Annotated in this window: 12 protein-coding genes and 2 pseudogenes; 3 read left to right on the top strand and 11 right to left on the bottom strand. The window is 40.8% G+C overall.

Annotated elements, in window-relative coordinates:
* Positions 1 to 14: 14 nt before the first annotated feature.
* The 3 genes from proB to AC4MC0_RS10575 form a co-directional block, all read right to left on the bottom strand.
* The gene (proB, locus tag AC4MC0_RS10565) at positions 15 to 1,148 is read right to left on the bottom strand and encodes a glutamate 5-kinase (RefSeq protein ID WP_062034593.1); all 1,134 of its coding nucleotides are present in this window, start codon (positions 1,146 to 1,148) and stop codon (positions 15 to 17) included.
* A 26-nt stretch (positions 1,149 to 1,174) separates the two neighbouring features.
* The gene (gene cgtA / locus AC4MC0_RS10570) at positions 1,175 to 2,389 is read right to left on the bottom strand and encodes an Obg family GTPase CgtA (protein WP_004980365.1); all 1,215 of its coding nucleotides are present in this window, start codon (positions 2,387 to 2,389) and stop codon (positions 1,175 to 1,177) included.
* A gap of 403 nt (positions 2,390 to 2,792) precedes the next feature.
* Complete coding sequence (locus AC4MC0_RS10575; protein ID WP_004980366.1) at positions 2,793 to 3,173, bottom strand: winged helix-turn-helix transcriptional regulator; 381 nt, start codon at positions 3,171 to 3,173, stop codon at positions 2,793 to 2,795.
* 112 nt (positions 3,174 to 3,285) lie between these two features.
* Between AC4MC0_RS10575 and AC4MC0_RS10580 the strand changes: the two genes are divergently transcribed.
* Entirely contained in the window at positions 3,286 to 4,137 is an 852-nt protein-coding gene (locus AC4MC0_RS10580; RefSeq protein ID WP_490737959.1) for an SDR family oxidoreductase, read from the top strand.
* A 52-nt stretch (positions 4,138 to 4,189) separates the two neighbouring features.
* On the opposite strand, the gene AC4MC0_RS10585 is transcribed toward AC4MC0_RS10580, so the two are convergent.
* The 7 genes and pseudogenes from AC4MC0_RS10585 to uvrB all read right to left on the bottom strand — a co-directional run bounded on the left by AC4MC0_RS10585 (position 4,190) and on the right by uvrB (position 12,443).
* Positions 4,190 to 4,870, bottom strand: a complete 681-nt coding sequence (locus AC4MC0_RS10585) for a hypothetical protein (RefSeq protein ID WP_279734172.1) — start codon at positions 4,868 to 4,870, stop codon at positions 4,190 to 4,192.
* A gap of 8 nt (positions 4,871 to 4,878) precedes the next feature.
* Positions 4,879 to 5,595: pseudogene (locus tag AC4MC0_RS10590) on the bottom strand (MFS transporter).
* Between the two features lie 163 nt (positions 5,596 to 5,758).
* A complete protein-coding gene (locus AC4MC0_RS10595) occupies positions 5,759 to 6,622 on the bottom strand; it encodes an IS982 family transposase (RefSeq protein WP_491887030.1) in 864 nt (287 codons plus the stop codon).
* A 246-nt stretch (positions 6,623 to 6,868) separates the two neighbouring features.
* Positions 6,869 to 8,326 carry a glyceraldehyde-3-phosphate dehydrogenase gene (locus AC4MC0_RS10600; RefSeq protein ID WP_005399676.1) on the bottom strand — a complete coding sequence of 486 codons (1,458 nt, stop codon included), beginning with the start codon at positions 8,324 to 8,326 and terminating at the stop codon, positions 6,869 to 6,871.
* Positions 8,327 to 8,648: 322 nt separating this feature from the next.
* Positions 8,649 to 9,584, bottom strand: coding sequence for an EamA family transporter RarD (gene rarD / locus AC4MC0_RS10605; protein WP_336000252.1), 936 nt, complete (start codon positions 9,582 to 9,584; stop codon positions 8,649 to 8,651).
* Positions 9,585 to 9,733: 149 nt separating this feature from the next.
* Complete coding sequence (locus AC4MC0_RS10610; protein ID WP_336000250.1) at positions 9,734 to 10,318, bottom strand: lipocalin family protein; 585 nt, start codon at positions 10,316 to 10,318, stop codon at positions 9,734 to 9,736.
* 103 nt (positions 10,319 to 10,421) lie between these two features.
* On the bottom strand, positions 10,422 to 12,443 hold the full coding sequence (gene uvrB / locus AC4MC0_RS10615) for an excinuclease ABC subunit UvrB (protein WP_490737961.1): 2,022 nt from the start codon (positions 12,441 to 12,443) through the stop codon (positions 10,422 to 10,424).
* 175 nt (positions 12,444 to 12,618) lie between these two features.
* On the opposite strand from uvrB, the gene AC4MC0_RS10620 reads away from it, so the two are divergent.
* Positions 12,619 to 13,410 (top strand): A1S_2505 family phage non-structural protein, encoded by a 792-nt coding sequence (locus tag AC4MC0_RS10620; RefSeq protein WP_279043828.1) that lies wholly within the window; start codon positions 12,619 to 12,621, stop codon positions 13,408 to 13,410.
* A gap of 304 nt (positions 13,411 to 13,714) precedes the next feature.
* Positions 13,715 to 15,181, top strand: a pseudogene (locus tag AC4MC0_RS10625) (sensor domain-containing diguanylate cyclase).
* Between the two features lie 42 nt (positions 15,182 to 15,223).
* Here the strand turns inward: AC4MC0_RS10625 and AC4MC0_RS10630 are convergent.
* Positions 15,224 to 15,403 (bottom strand): hypothetical protein, encoded by a 180-nt coding sequence (locus tag AC4MC0_RS10630; RefSeq protein ID WP_004693646.1) that lies wholly within the window; start codon positions 15,401 to 15,403, stop codon positions 15,224 to 15,226.
* Positions 15,404 to 15,456: the final 53 nt, after the last annotated feature.

Raw genomic sequence — 15,456 nt, forward strand, 5'->3', positions numbered from 1 at the left:
TTAATACGTTTAAATCAGTAGATCGCCATGTGGTTGCGATGAATCATCTCAAGTGAACGTGCTTCACCTAGAACTTGGTGAACTTTATCTGACGCCAAGCCCTTTACTAGTTCCGCAGAACGCGAACTAAAGTTGACACGTCCGACCGCAACACGGCCACCTTGGATATCAACACATTCAACCACGTCACCGCGTTCAAAATGCCCTTCCACAGCTTTCACACCAACTGGAAGTAAACTACGATGATTATCTTTAATGGCTTTAACAGCACCATCATCCAACACCAAACGCCCCGCAGTTTGTAAGTGAGCCGCCAACCACTGTTGATGAGCAGTAATGCGGTCATTGTCAGTAATAAACAATGTCCCAAGCATTTCACCATCCATCAAACGTTCAAGCACATTGTCGCTTTCACCACTGGCAATCAGCGTTGGACAGCCAGACTTTGCAGCTAAGCGTGCAGCACGGACTTTGGTCAACATACCACCACGACCAAACTTACCGCCACCGCCAGCCATATCAAATAAACTCTCATCTAGAGCACGCACAGTATGGAACAGTTTTGCATCTGGATTTGAACGTGGGTCTGAGTCGAACATCCCCTGCTGGTCTGTCAAAATAATTAACAAATCTGCATGGACTTGACCTGCAACCATCGCGGCCAGCGTGTCATTGTCACCAAAGCGAATTTCATCGGTCGAAACCGTGTCATTCTCGTTGATTACAGGAATGACATGCCATTCAATCAAGTTCTGTAAAGCGTCACATGAGTTCAAATAACGACGACGGTCTGCCAAGTCATCATGGGTTAATAACACTTGCGCAGTCTGAATGTGATGTTTTTCAAGCACACTTGACCACGTATGAATAAGGCCCATCTGACCAATGGCAGCACACGCCTGAAGACTGGGTAGATCGGTGGGTCGGCTGTCTAGCTTCATACGAACCATACCTTCAGCCACAGCTCCTGACGACACCAGAATAATCTCATGTCCTGCATTGTGTAGATCTGCAATTTGTTTCGCCCAATGCGAAATTGCATCTATATCTAAACCTTGCCCATTTGCTGTGAGTAAAGATGATCCGATTTTAACAACGATTCGTTTACAAGCTTCGAGCTTACGTTGCCCATCTACCACTTCTATCATCTTGTCCTCAGTTACTCATTACGAGCTTAACGTACGTAAAACACTTCCATTTCGCCGTCATCTTCATCATCGTCTTCATCATCATCAGCCAACAGGCCTGCAAGACGTTGTTGGCGACGCATTTCACGATATGCTTCTTTAGCGGCAATAGTTTGTTCGCGTGTTTCAGCTTCAAGCTGTTCACGGAATGCTTTCACTTCTGCTGCATAATCAGGATCTTCAAGCTCACGTTCACGTTGTTGCTCAATTTGATCCATCAGGTAATACACAACTGGTTTTGTCCCTTCAGACATCAAACCTGAAGTTTTAAATACAGGGCCATCCCACTGCATTTCATCTAAGATATGCTGACACCATTCATCACGCGTATCGTCTGCAAGTTGGTCAACTTTGTTTAATACTAGAACGATAGGTAACTTTGAAAGTGTCGGAGAGAATTTTTCTAATTCACCCAAGATCGCTTTTGCATTGTATGCAGGATCAGAACCATCAATCGGCTGAACATCCACAATGTGAAGCAAAATACGCGTACGCGCCAAGTGCTTTAAGAAACGAATACCAAGACCCGCACCTTCAGAAGCCCCTTCGATCAAGCCAGGAATATCCGCCATAACAAATGAACGGTGACTGTCTGCATCGACCACACCAAGGTTTGGAACCATCGTAGTAAACGGATAGTCTGCAACCTTAGGTTTTGCTGCTGATACGGCACGAATAAACGTCGATTTACCTGCATTTGGCATACCTAGTAAGCCAACATCGGCCAGTACTTTTAGCTCTAAACGAATTTCACGGAATTCGCCTTTAAAACCATGGGTACACTTACGTGGCGAACGGTTCGTCGATGATTTAAAGTGAGTATTACCCAAACCACCATCACCACCCGCTGCGACAAGCACACGCTGACCACTTTCAACCAAGTCGCCAATAATGTCACCCGAGTCAGTATCAACAATGGTTGTACCTACAGGAACCTTTAATACAGTGTCTTCACCACCACGGCCTGCGCAGTTCGCGCCACGACCATTTTTAGCTCGTTCCGCACGGAAACGGCGAGTATAACGGAAGTCTACAAGGGTACTGGTATTATCATCAGCTTCGATAAATACGCTACCACCACGACCACCATCACCACCGTCTGGACCACCAAAAGGTACGAATTTTTCACGGCGAAAACTGGCTACGCCATTGCCACCGTCGCCAGCCTCTACGGTAATGACTGCTTCATCAACAAAGCGCATGCTGCCAATCCTCTAAATACTTTAAAACCGCATATTCTGCCATATTTTACAAAAATTCTCGAATAGAATTATTCAGCGAAACATGAAATTTAGTCACAAAAATACCAAAATCTAACTTTTCGACACTTTTCACCTGATTTTATTCATTTTTTAATTTAAATGTACTGACCATTTAGTCGTTAGGCCACTCTTCGATTCACTTTATTCAATCCTACTCAACTTTTATTTTCAAGAAGGACTTTCACATCAAAATAGCGCGCTAAAAGAGGAGATTGTTTGATCACAAGACTTTTTCACAGCCTGAAATTTGAATCAACAATAATCCACTTCCGCACTCCTGAAGGATTTACTCTTAAAGCGCAATTAAGGATTATCACAACCAATCCACAATATTTGTCATCTTTTATTTTAAAGCTGCCACTCGTTCCTTGCTTTCTAGAATTTCAGGCAAACTTTTTTCAATCCACCCAATCAAATACATGGTCTTCTCAGCGGCTTGAGAACCCAAGATCGTCAATTGGTACTCTACTTTGGGTGGCACCACGGGATAGACCGTCCGTAGAATAAAGCCATCATGTTCAAGAGTTTTGAGCGTCTGAGAAAGCATTTTCTCACTCACCCCTTCTATACGCTGCTTGAGCTCACTAAAACGATGTACGCCATCACTTAAACAGCGCAACACCAGTACCGACCACTTACTCGTAAGATGCTCCAAAATTTCACGAGACGGACACTCTGTGGATAAAACTTGACCTAACAATTTGCTTGTCGCATAGGTGTGCATCATTTCTCTCCATTTGGTTTATTACTTACTTTTTGGTACGTACTTACATTTAGTAAGTTAACAGATTAAGATACAACCATCAAGTATAGAAAACAACCAACATAGGTGAATTATGAAAATTGCAATCACAGGCGCAACAGGACAACTTGGTAACCTCGTTATAGAGCAACTTTTGCAGCTGACTGCTGCCCAGAATATTGTTGCGCTAGTTCGTAATGTAGATAAAGCTAAACATTTCAAAGTCCAAGGTATTGAGCCGCGTAAGTTTGATTATGACCGCCCTGAAACATTAGTTCCTGCTCTATCAGGAATAGATAAGTTATTACTCATTTTAGCCAATGAAATTGGTCGCCGTACACCTCAACACCAAGCAGTGATTGATGCTGCGAAAGTGGCCGGCGTACCTTATCTTGCTTATACCAGCTTACTACGTGCAGACACTTCTCCACTCGGCTTAGCCCAAGAACACCGTGAAACAGAAAAACTGATTCAAGACAGTGGAATCACTTATACCTTCTTAAGAAATAACTGGTATAGCGAAAACTACCTTGCAGGTGTTGCTCATACTATTGAAATTGGGACGCTTTTTGGCGCAGCTCAAGATGGCCGAATTAGCTCAGCATCACGTATAGATTATGCTGAAGCTGCAGCCAAAGTCTTAACTTCAACAGGTCATGAGAATAAGACCTATGAACTAGCAGGTTCAGAAAGTTTTACTAAAGCTGATTTGGCTCAATTCATCAGTCAGGCAACTCATAAGCCAGTCATCTATCAAAATTTGTCTGCCGATGACCTGCGCCAAGGTTTAATTCAAGCCAGCCTCCCATCATACTTGATTGATGTGATTGTGGATGCCGATGTGCAGACCGCCAAAGGCGCGATGTATAGTGACCGTAAAGACCTAGAACAATTGATTGGACATAAGACCACCAGCATTCAAGATGCAATCAAAGCAGCACTTTAAGCCACTCATTTAATCTCCGCATTCAAACACCGCCAATAAATGGTGGTGTTTTTTATGGATGAATATTCTTCACGGGTAGAGTCATATTCATCTCTAAATTCGCAGTTGTGCTTCGCTCTATGTTGTACATGGTGGCATTGAAGCTTGCTATTTTGCGCATAGTCATTGGGTCATTCAAATTTAACTGTGGTGCAAACTGATGCAACACATGCAGTCGCACTTGCTCATTGAACTCAAAATAGACCAAGCCATTAAACATAATTTTGATCGGGACCTGATAGTCTTGCTTTAAATGAAATGGTACAGCCAGCTTAATTGGAATATCTAAAGTGAGTGGAAACTTAGGCAACAGTTTATTCTGATAAATTAGATCTGTAGTTGTCTCCAACGGCATGTTCTCATCAATAAGTACCTCGGTTTGATAATCAACAGATACTGAAACGGGTACTTCTACTTCAAACTCTAAATTTGCCAAATATTTCCCAGTCAAAGGCAGGTTGATTTTCTGATCGATTTTCAGCTGTGTATCTAAAGTCCCAACGGATTGGGTTTCTAAATAATTACCCACTTGGATTTTTGTCGGTAAGGAGTCTGATAGTTGAATTTGGGCTTCACTCGCAGACACTTGCATACTGGCTTGAATATTCAGGTACAACCAAAACAGCGCACCCACTAAAATTACAACGCACACAAAACTCAGTACAAGCCGCTTCGCAGACTGGAATATCCACATACTCCCTCCTATGGCTTCACGTGTTCTTGAGGTACAGGTTTTTCACGCAGTAATTGCAAGCTATTAAGTGGAATTTTCAACTCACCCTGCTTGATTTCAATTGGTAATGTATTTTGTACATCCACCGACGCTTTCAATGCCATTTTAATTGGAACATTTAAATGTCCCTGTATTGGAATATTAGTTTTAACCACTGTATTGACTGGAATATGTAGGTTTTCTTTCAGCACGGTTTTCACAGGTGCATCAAATTTGAGGTGTACCTGCTGTTCAAGTGGCACATTGATATGAATCGGCACATCCAACTGAATAGGAATATTGCATTTTAAAGGCAAAGTCACATCTCGCCCCATGACTTTCACTTGTACCTTGGTATCTACAGGCATATTCTGATTAATTTTCAAGGTTTCACGCACTGGAATGGTGGTTTTAATCGGAACCTGATTATCAAAATATACCTGTGGAGTCAGAGTTTGGGTCAGGGGAATATTCAGGTTTTCACGAATTGGAATTTCTGCATTGACTCGCCCTGTGACATCTACATCTAAGGCATCATAAATTTTAACCTCAGCTTGTAAAGGCTCTTGCAGATCAATACTGACTTTTTAGTTTTCTAAGGGAATATAAATATTAAAGTGTTTAAACGTCCAAATAGCGATAAGTACACCGCATACAGATGCCAACACAATGAATGCCAATCCACTTAGCACATGCTTCACTTGCAAATTCAAATTCCTTTTGTTTTATTTTCTTTTTATCTGATAAATATCATCCTTTTGTCAGCTTAGAAAGTCATTGGGTACGGTATACCAACCAGACTCTTTAATTTTTATCGCCCTATTTTTCACAGTATTCTAATTATTCTAACCTGAGTTCGACGAAATCTGCTTAGCCTTTTAGCATATTTTGGAAAGTTGGCTTATTGGGATTCAAACAATAAGCCACTACAGCAGCCATGATATTCACCATGAAGTTATTTACCGAACGATGACGTGAATGTTCAAGTTGATGTAAATTTTTTAATTGATCATTCACGGTTTCGATCAATCCTCTTCTGCAAAGTAATTGTTTTTCTTCTTCAGTTTGGATGGGTTTATTTTTCATATTCCGACGTGATGGGGTCAATATTTTCAGTCCTCTTGCTGCTAAAGCTTCGGCTTTTGCTTTGCTCAAATAGCCTTTGTCTCCGAGTAGGATTCCTTTTAATTCTTGAGTTAAAGATTCTAATATAGCAACATCATGAACATTTCCCGATGTCAGTTTGAAATTAATAATTTCACCTAAATTATTGATAACGATATGTAATTTAAAACCATAAAACCAACCCGTACTACTTTTTCCACGGCCGGCCAAGCCTTTAAATACACGATGCCTTTTAATCCGAAGATTATGGCAAACTACCAATTTAGTGGAGTCAATGATACTGATTCCCGTATCTTTTCCTTTCACCTGGTGGAAGAAACTACTCAGAGCTTGCAAACAACGGGGCATGATTTCAATAAATCGGTTGTAGCTAAGCAGTTTAGTAAAAGCAGATTTCCAGAATGGAACGATCATTTGGCAATAAAAATATTTGAAGAATCTAAAACCGGATTGATGAAATAAAATGACAATGGTCATTGCTTCAGACAAGCTCAAGGCTGACTTTTTCAGCTTGGATTTTTGATCAGAAATTAAAGCTTTTTCTAAAGATTCATTAAATGTTTTGCAGAAATCGTCCAAAATACAAAATAATTCGGTAATATGATCCATCGAGAAGCCTTGTTTTATAACATTTTGTATTGAGAACCAATATGTTATAAATTCAGGGCTTTTTTTCTACTCTTTTTTATATCGAACTCAGGTTATTCTAAGTAAATTACTAGGGATTAAACATTGGCAACTCTTACCACTCAAGCCAATACTTATGTCACTCCAACGCACCTGATTGGCCTCATCCACAACAACAGCGCAAAAAAAAGAGCCTCAATTGAGGCTCTTTTTAGTCGCTATTACAAATTATGCATTTGTTTCAGCTGGAATTTTTGGATAGCTTACGCCGCCCATTTGCTCTGCAATACGTAACACTTGGCAGCTATAACCTACTTCATTATCGTACCAAACATATGCAGTTAAACGGTTACCCGAAGTGATTGTTGCTTGCGCATCAAATACACCTGCTGTACGCGAACCGATAAAGTCAGATGATACAACTTCAGTCGAGTTTGTATAACCAATCTGACCTTGAAGGCTAGAGCTGATTGAGATTTTACGAATGTATTCGTTCACTTCATCACGATCAACTTCTTTATCTAAAGTTAAGTTCAAAATCGCAAGTGAAACGTTTGGTGTTGGAACACGTACAGAGTTACCTGTCAGTTTACCTTGAAGTGCTGGAAGTGCTTTAGCTACTGCTTTAGCCGCACCTGTTTCAGTAATTACCATGTTCAACGTTGCAGCACGACCACGACGGTCTGCTTTATGGTAGTTGTCGATTAAGTTCTGGTCGTTTGTGAACGAGTGAACTGTTTCAACATGACCATTCAACACTGTGTATTTGTCATGCAATACTTTAAGTGTTGGTGTAATTGCGTTGGTTGTACAGCTTGCAGCAGAGATAATGGTATCTTCATCAAGAATGTCAGCTTGGTTCACACCAAATACAACGTTCTTCATGTCGCCTTTACCTGGTGCAGTCAAGATCACACGTGCAGCACCTGGGCACTTAAGGTGTTGAGCAAGACCTTCAGCATCACGCCATTTACCTGTGTTGTCGATCACTAACGCATTGCTAATACCATAATCGGTATAATCAACTTCAGTTGGGTTCGACGCATAAATCACTTTGATGAATTGACCGTTGGCAATGATTGCTTCGTTTTCTTCATCAACAGAAATCGTACCAGAGAATGGACCATGGATTGAGTCACGGCGTAATAAAGACGCACGTTTTTCCAAATCACCATCAGATGACTTACGAACCACAATCGCTTTTAGGTTCAAACCACGACCAAGACCAGACTGACCAATCATTAAACGTGCAAGAATACGACCGATACGACCAAAACCGTAAAGGACAACGTCACGACCTTCTACTGAAGTCGCAAGACCTTCTACAGATTTAACAGCGGCTGCAACAAATGCATCAACATCGCCACCTTGCTCTTTAAATGCAACGGCTAATTTGCCTAGATCAATTTCAGCAGTACCGATATTTTCAATTTTAGCCAACGCTTCAAGAATTGGGAACGTGTGTACAACTGAAAGCTCAACGTCCATCATACGAGTGAAACGGTGCGCTTTTAAAATTTGGATAACTGAACGGTTAACTAAAGAACGTCCAAACACTGAAACCACAATATTTTTTTCACGGTAAAGCTGACCGATCAAAGCGATCATTTGTTCCGCGATTTCTTCACGGTTTTTCCAGCGACCTTGGTGTTCTGCGTGTAGGGCGATGATAGTCTCTTTGCTCACAGATACGTCCTCTAATTAATTTAATCTAAGCATAAATTTTAAAACCCAACAATTGTAAAGGATTTAACATCAAGTTTGAATCGAAAGCTGTAAATGCATGATGTTTTTTGTCGTATATTCATTATTAATTTAAGAAATGATTGCATTTAGTCTTATGATTTTGCAGTATAAAATTAAAAAATTATTTTTTTAGATAAAAAATGAACAGTTATGCAAATGATGTTTTATCAAACAGTCAACTATTTTTAAAGGGCAAGAAACAAATCAGAAACTTGCTTATCGCCCAAATTGCAGCGCAATGACAGCTCCGAACATCATTAAATTAGTCTAAATGTTGCTGTTTTTCAAAATGCTCAATATTTCGTTCGAGCTGTTTTTTATTTTGTTGCTGTTTATATAAATGCAACACACCTTCAATAATAAGCAATAAGACTGCGAACCAAATTGGAATATAGGTAAACCACTCACCTGGCTCTATACGCTCTCCCATGGCAACTGATGCTCCTGCTAATAAAACAGGCTCCAAATAACTCAGCAAACCAAAGATCACAAAAGGTAAATAACGACTCGCGAGTATATAACTTCCGAGTCCCATTGCACTTAAGAAACCCAGTCCGATGACCGCCAAAATCAGATGTGGAAACTCTTGTATCAAAGCCAAACTATCGCTATGCACAAAGCCCAAATAAAACGCGACAGGTAAAATTAAAAACAGATCCCACCAGAAGCCACCCAAATGATCCGTTTTACAAACACGGCGCAGGAAGAAATACAAAGGATAAGCCAAAGCGATATAAACCGTTTCCCATGCCATGCTACCAATACGCCAAATTTCATGTCCTACCCCAAGCACAGCAAAGGCTACCGCGGCCATTTGCCAACGGGATAGTTTTTCCTTGTAAAGGATGCAACCAACCAACACCATGACCAAAGGCAGTAAAAAATAGCCGAGCGATACTTGTAGACCACGACCATTCATGGGTCCCCATAAGAATAGCCACAACTGCGTGGTACATAAAACCGAACTGAACAATAACCAAGCAAACATCCAAGGTTGTTTAAAGATACGCTTAAACAACTCCGAAATGAGTTTTAAATCGCCACTCCACCACATGAATGCGGTTAAAAAGGGTAAGGTCGAAAGCATACGCCAAGCAAAAGTTTGCTCACTATCTAAGGGCTTTAAAAAAAAGGTATAAAAATACAAAACTCCAAAAGTGACGGATGCTAAAACCGATAGTGCAACACCTTTATACATCCTTCACTCCACATTGATTTACACGATTTTTTGATAGGCGGCAATTATAAAGCGTTCGACTGTATAAAGCTTTATTATTCAAGTTTTAAAATACGTATATGAAACTAAAAAAGCCATGCTTCAGCATGGCTTTCAAGGCTTAATAGATTTTACTTTTGCAATTGCTTGGTATGAATCAGATCATTCAAGTCATAACCCACTGACTTTGCATATTCTAAGTATTCATTAATAACTTTTTGGTCTGGTTGTGGCGAGCGAGAAAGCACCCACATATATTTACGGCGTGGCTCACCCACTAAAACCGTTTGATAGTCATCATCAATTTTTAAAATCCAATAATCCCCCCGTGCCACAGGTAACCAACGCACCGCCTCAGGTAAAAAACTCACTTTCAACTTACTGTTAAAAGGTGGGTTTTGTACAAATGCCTCACCTATGGACTGCATCAACTTACCATCTTGGGCATAACAGCGGTTATCTACGGTCACATTGCCATTTTCATTCAGGGTATAAGTAGCCGAGACATTAGTTCCGCATTTATTTTGGAAGTACATGGGCTTACGTGCAATTTCGTACCAAACACCCAAATAACGGTCTAATTCAACCTTATCCACCACGGCTAAGGGTTTGCTTTGGGCGTAAGCCATGGTTACCATGCCTAACCCGACTAAAACAGCACCACCTACAGCAATTTTGGCAAGCGTAAAACCCGCCTTTGGAAGATTTGCAGACATAAACTGTACCTTTAATATTTCAGAATTTATGATCTAAAAATAAACATCTCTTTAAAAAATAATGCTTTCTACCCAAATTACTGTAGCGTTATGTAAATGCAACTTAGGTTAGAAGTTGTGCTTTTAAGCGCAAAATTTCATCTCGTAGACGTGCAGCTTGCTCAAACTGTAGCTCTTTAGAAGCTTTTAGCATTTCTTTTTCCAGCTTGCTTAAATGCTTGGCAAGAAGTTTCGGATCGGATAGCAAGTGCTGCTCATCTGCACTGAGCGTTTGGTGTTGATCTGCAATACCACTTTCAACTTGATCATCTGTCAGCACTTCGCCTGTATCAATATCCTTTTTATTTTGTCTAATGGTACTGCGCGGAATAATGCCATGCAGCTCATTAAAGGCCATTTGTTTTTCACGACGACGGGCTGTTTCATCGATGGCTTTTTGCATCGAATCGGTAATCCGATCACCATATAAAATCGCTTTGCCTTTTACATTACGTGCTGCACGCCCAATGGTTTGAATCAAAGACCGCTCAGAACGCAAGAAACCTTCTTTGTCCGCATCCAAGATAGCCACCAAAGACACTTCAGGCATGTCCAAGCCTTCACGTAGTAAGTTGATCCCGACGAGAACATCGTAGACACCTGAACGTAAGTCATGAATAATTTTCACCCGTTCAACGGTATCAATATCTGAGTGCAGATAGGCAACTTTGACGCCATATTCTTTTAAGTACGAACTTAAATCTTCTGCCATACGTTTGGTTAAGGTGGTTACCAAAACACGCTCATCTAGATCTTTACGGATATTGATCTCAGACAAGACATCATCAACTTGAGTCAATACCGGACGTACTTCAATTTCGGGGTCAATCAACCCTGTAGGACGAACCACCTGCTCAGCTATTTGCTCGGCTTTTTCAAGCTCGTATTTGGCTGGTGTAGCACTGACATAAATCGTTGCTGGCGTAATCCGTTCCCACTCTTCAAACTGCATTGGGCGGTTATCTAAAGCACTAGGAAGACGGAAACCATAATTCACCAAGTTTTCTTTACGCGAACGGTCACCTTTATACATCGCGCCAATTTGCGGCACAGTGACGTGTGACTCATCAATAATTAGTAAAGCATCGTCAGGAACATAATCAAATAAGGTTGGCGGCGCTTCGCCCGCGGGACGACCGGATAAATGACGTGAATAGTTTTCAATACCGTTGGTATAGCCCAACTGCTGCATCATTTCTAAATCATAACGGGTACGTTGCTCAATTCGCTGAGCTTCAAGCAATTTGTCATGTGCACGAAAGAAACCTAAACGCTCTTTTAACTCTTCACGAATCGTACCAATGGCACGCTCTAAATTATCTTTCGGTGTCACATAGTGACTTTTTGGGTAAATTGTCACGCGCGGAACTTTACGTACCAGTTTGCCTGTCAGTGGATCGAACCAACGAATCGAATCGACTTCATCATCAAACAACTCGATTCGAATTGCATGCTGGTCTGACTCCGCAGGGAAAATATCGATAATTTCACCGCGGATACGATAGGTACCGCGTAAAAACTCAAGCTCATTACGGCTATATTGCATTTCCACCAAACGACGAATGATGTCATCACGTGCAATACGATCGCCCTGTACAATATGCAGCAACATGCTCATATAGGCATTGGGATCACCCAAACCATAAATAGCAGAAACCGAAGCAACAATAATTGCATCGCGACGTTCTAAGAGCGAACGCGTCGCAGATAAACGCATTTGGTCAATATGGTCATTGATCGCTGAATCTTTTTCAATAAACGTATCTGAAGATGGCACATAGGCTTCAGGTTGGTAATAGTCATAATAACTGACAAAATATTCGACAGCATTGTTCGGAAAGAAAGATTTGAACTCACCATAAAGCTGTGCAGCTAAGGTTTTATTATGTGCCATGACAATGGTTGGACGTTGCGTCCGCGCAATCACGTTGGCCATGGTATAGGTTTTACCTGAACCCGTAACCCCAAGTAACAACTGGTCGTGATAGCCCTTTTCTATTCCAGCAACAAGCTTTTCGATGGCTTGCGGCTGATCACCTGCGGGTTGGTAATTGGTGACTAAATCAAAAGGTTGTTTCTCACTCACAGACATATCCCAAGATTTGCTTCTTCAACCGACTATTTTAACAGATTCAATCCCGAGCAATTCTTGCTTTTAGATTTTTAATGTAATTTACTGAAAATATTACAAAGATTTTTCACTTGACCCCCCCGTATTTCAAGGGCAACATGAAGTGAAGAAGAGCGAAAAATCAGAGCCTATGACTTACCAATATCATGACGAAAGCATCGTCAAAAACCTAGATGAACATACCGTATTTGTGTTTGGTAGTAACATGGCAGGTCAACATGCGGATGGCGCTGCCCGAACTGCACTTGAGCACTTTGGCGCAATAAAAGGCGTCGGACGTGGTTGGTCAGGGCAAAGTTATGCCATTCCCACTATGAACGAACATTTACAACAAATGCCGCTCTCGCAAATTCAACACTATATTGATGACTTTAAAATCTATACTAAAAATCACCCTAAAATGACTTACTTTCTAACCTCTATAGGCTGCGGTATTGCGGGTTATAAAGTTGAAGAAATTGCCCCGATGTTTAAAGGCATCTCTCATAATGTTATTTTCCCTGCATCATTTCGCCCATTTGTGGAAAGAACACTGCCACGTCTAAGTAAAAAGTTTTTGCATACTATTTTTAATGATGCCGTGATTTTCAGCACTCAAAATGATGACATGCTGATTCAACATTTGGCCTTAACCGATAATGAAAAAAGTTTAGCCAAAATTATTCTCAACACACGCATGTATCCAACCGATAGTAATGGTCGCGATCGTGTGTTTGAAATTGAAGATATTTTACATGCGCTGTCTGGGAAAATATTTGATTTTGAGACCAACGCGGAGGGGAGCATGCTTTTTGGTGGTGCCATTCTAGCGCTATTGGAACTTTATAATATCAATGAACAAGACTTCATTGAAGTGTGGCAAGGCACACGAGAAATCGCACCACCTAAGCCTGAACATCGTGCGCGAAAAGCCTCACGTTAAGTCCGAATCTTTTCAAAAAGCCAATCCATCAGATTGGCTTTTTTAATTGAAAATAATAGAGTTATTTGAATCTTCCCAATCGCCAACTACGACAAAAAATGGGGGGTATTACAAAAGCATTTCGCGCTTATCAATATCAGCATATACGCTTTTTAAGCTCCAAAACCAATGGAGCTTATGCATTTTTTACTAAATCCCTCCATAAACTCACATAAATTTTAAAAATAACTTTTTATCACATTATTTTAAAAAGTTTTTTTAGCGCTTATACTGCTTTAAATTCCAACATAAAAACGAGATATAAGTGCAATTATTGGACTCTCCTATTTTTGAATTATCTCCCATTGCCATGTGGTTAGAAGACTTTAGCGAAGTACAAAAACAATTCGATCTTTGGCGGAGTGAAGGTGTTGAAGATATTGCGCCGTTTCTGTTGGAAGACAAATCACGTATTTTAAGTTGTGCGCATAAAATTAAAGTCCTGCATGTCAACCCGCAAACCTTAAAACAATTTGAAGCCCAAAGTTTTGAAGACTTAACCGCAAATCTTGCGCAAATTTTTAAAGCAGATATGTCAAGCACTCATTTAAATGAGCTGGTCGCACTTTGGAATGGTGAGACCTTATTTGAAAATACTGCTGTAAACTATACGCTTACAGGTCATCGCCTTGACATTCGACTGCGCGGAACAGTACTTCCCGGTCATGAACACGATCTTTCATTGGTTTTGATCACCACGGAAGACATCACGCCTTATGCCAATGCACAACGTTTAGAAGAAAAAAGTCGTTTAATTGCTGAAGCACGTTTTCAATATTCGCCTACTTCACTTTGAGTCGAGGACTTTAGCCGAGTCAAAGCACGTTTAGATCATTTACGTCGTTTGGGGATCAGTGACTTTAAAACCTTCCTTGATGTCCACAATGACTTTATTAATGAATGCCTCAGAGACATCATGGTTACTGATGTAAACCAAGCCACATTCGATTTGTTTGCTGCACGTGACAAAGACCATTTACTTAAAAATTTGCATAAAGTCTTTCAGAACGAAACCCAACAGACCTTTCGACATCAGTTGCTCGAACTATGGGATGGCAATATTCAACATAACTGCGAAGCGGTCAACTACGCGCTCGATGGCAGTATTCGCCATGTGCTGTTACATTTTGCCGTGTTTCCAGGCTTCGAAGACGATTGGGGTATGGTTCAACTGGCGCTCACAGATATTACTGCACGTAAAAAAGCCGAAAATTATCTTGAATACTTAGGCAAGCATGATGTCTTAACCAAACTTTATAACCGCTCTTTCTACAGCACTGAAATCAACCGACTTGAGCGCAATAACCTGCGCCCTGTGTCTTGTATTTTCCTTGATATGAATGGCTTAAAAGCTATCAATGACAACCTCGGCCATGATCAAGGCGATAGCTTATTACGCCGTATGGGGAATACCCTGAATCAGTTAATTGAAAATACACAATACTCTGCGTCAAGGATCGGTGGTGATGAATTCGTGGTGTTATTACCTGCCGCCGATGAAGCCGCATTGAACCACTGTATTGAAAGTTTACATGAACTCTTAATGGTGGATAACCAATTTAATAATCATCAACCGATTAGTGTGTCGGTTGGCACTGCCACCAGCCAGCCAAATGAGCGGGTTGAAGATATGCTTAAACGTGCCGACACTGCGATGTATGAACACAAAAAAACCTACTATGCAGAAAATGATCGACGGGTTAGCAATTACAACCCAGCGAATGATCAATAAAAAAGCGCCCTGTTTAGGGCGCTTTTTTATCTCAATGGCGAATCAACGTTTACCCATTGAACGACGGGTGCCACGTGGTGGCATCCAAGTACGATCTGCATACTGTTCAGGTTTTGGACGAACCTGATTATGTGCAACATCGTCAGCACTTTGTTCTGCATTTGGCATTGGGAATGGGAGATTCACCAAAGGTTTTTTTGAAGTAGGCTGTTGCTTACTCATGACCATCACTCTCATCAAATTGCGCTTATTTTAAAGTTTTTTTCATAAAGATG

It is taken from the genome of Acinetobacter sp. CAU_H_S139_7, assembly GCF_058599305.1.

What these genes read in the sequence shown, in the direction of transcription:
- proB (WP_062034593.1), bottom strand. Translation starts at nt 1,148, where the DNA reads ATGATAGAAGTGGTAGATGGGCAACGTAAGCTCGAAGCTTGTAAACGA.
- cgtA (WP_004980365.1), bottom strand. Translation starts at nt 2,389, where the DNA reads ATGCGCTTTGTTGATGAAGCAGTCATTACCGTAGAGGCTGGCGACGGT.
- AC4MC0_RS10575 (WP_004980366.1), bottom strand. Translation starts at nt 3,173, where the DNA reads ATGCACACCTATGCGACAAGCAAATTGTTAGGTCAAGTTTTATCCACA.
- AC4MC0_RS10580 (WP_490737959.1), top strand. Translation starts at nt 3,286, where the DNA reads ATGAAAATTGCAATCACAGGCGCAACAGGACAACTTGGTAACCTCGTT.
- AC4MC0_RS10585 (WP_279734172.1), bottom strand. Translation starts at nt 4,870, where the DNA reads ATGTGGATATTCCAGTCTGCGAAGCGGCTTGTACTGAGTTTTGTGTGC.
- AC4MC0_RS10595 (WP_491887030.1), bottom strand. Translation starts at nt 6,622, where the DNA reads ATGGATCATATTACCGAATTATTTTGTATTTTGGACGATTTCTGCAAA.
- rarD (WP_336000252.1), bottom strand. Translation starts at nt 9,584, where the DNA reads ATGTATAAAGGTGTTGCACTATCGGTTTTAGCATCCGTCACTTTTGGA.
- AC4MC0_RS10610 (WP_336000250.1), bottom strand. Translation starts at nt 10,318, where the DNA reads ATGTCTGCAAATCTTCCAAAGGCGGGTTTTACGCTTGCCAAAATTGCT.
- AC4MC0_RS10620 (WP_279043828.1), top strand. Translation starts at nt 12,619, where the DNA reads ATGACTTACCAATATCATGACGAAAGCATCGTCAAAAACCTAGATGAA.
- AC4MC0_RS10630 (WP_004693646.1), bottom strand. Translation starts at nt 15,403, where the DNA reads ATGAGTAAGCAACAGCCTACTTCAAAAAAACCTTTGGTGAATCTCCCA.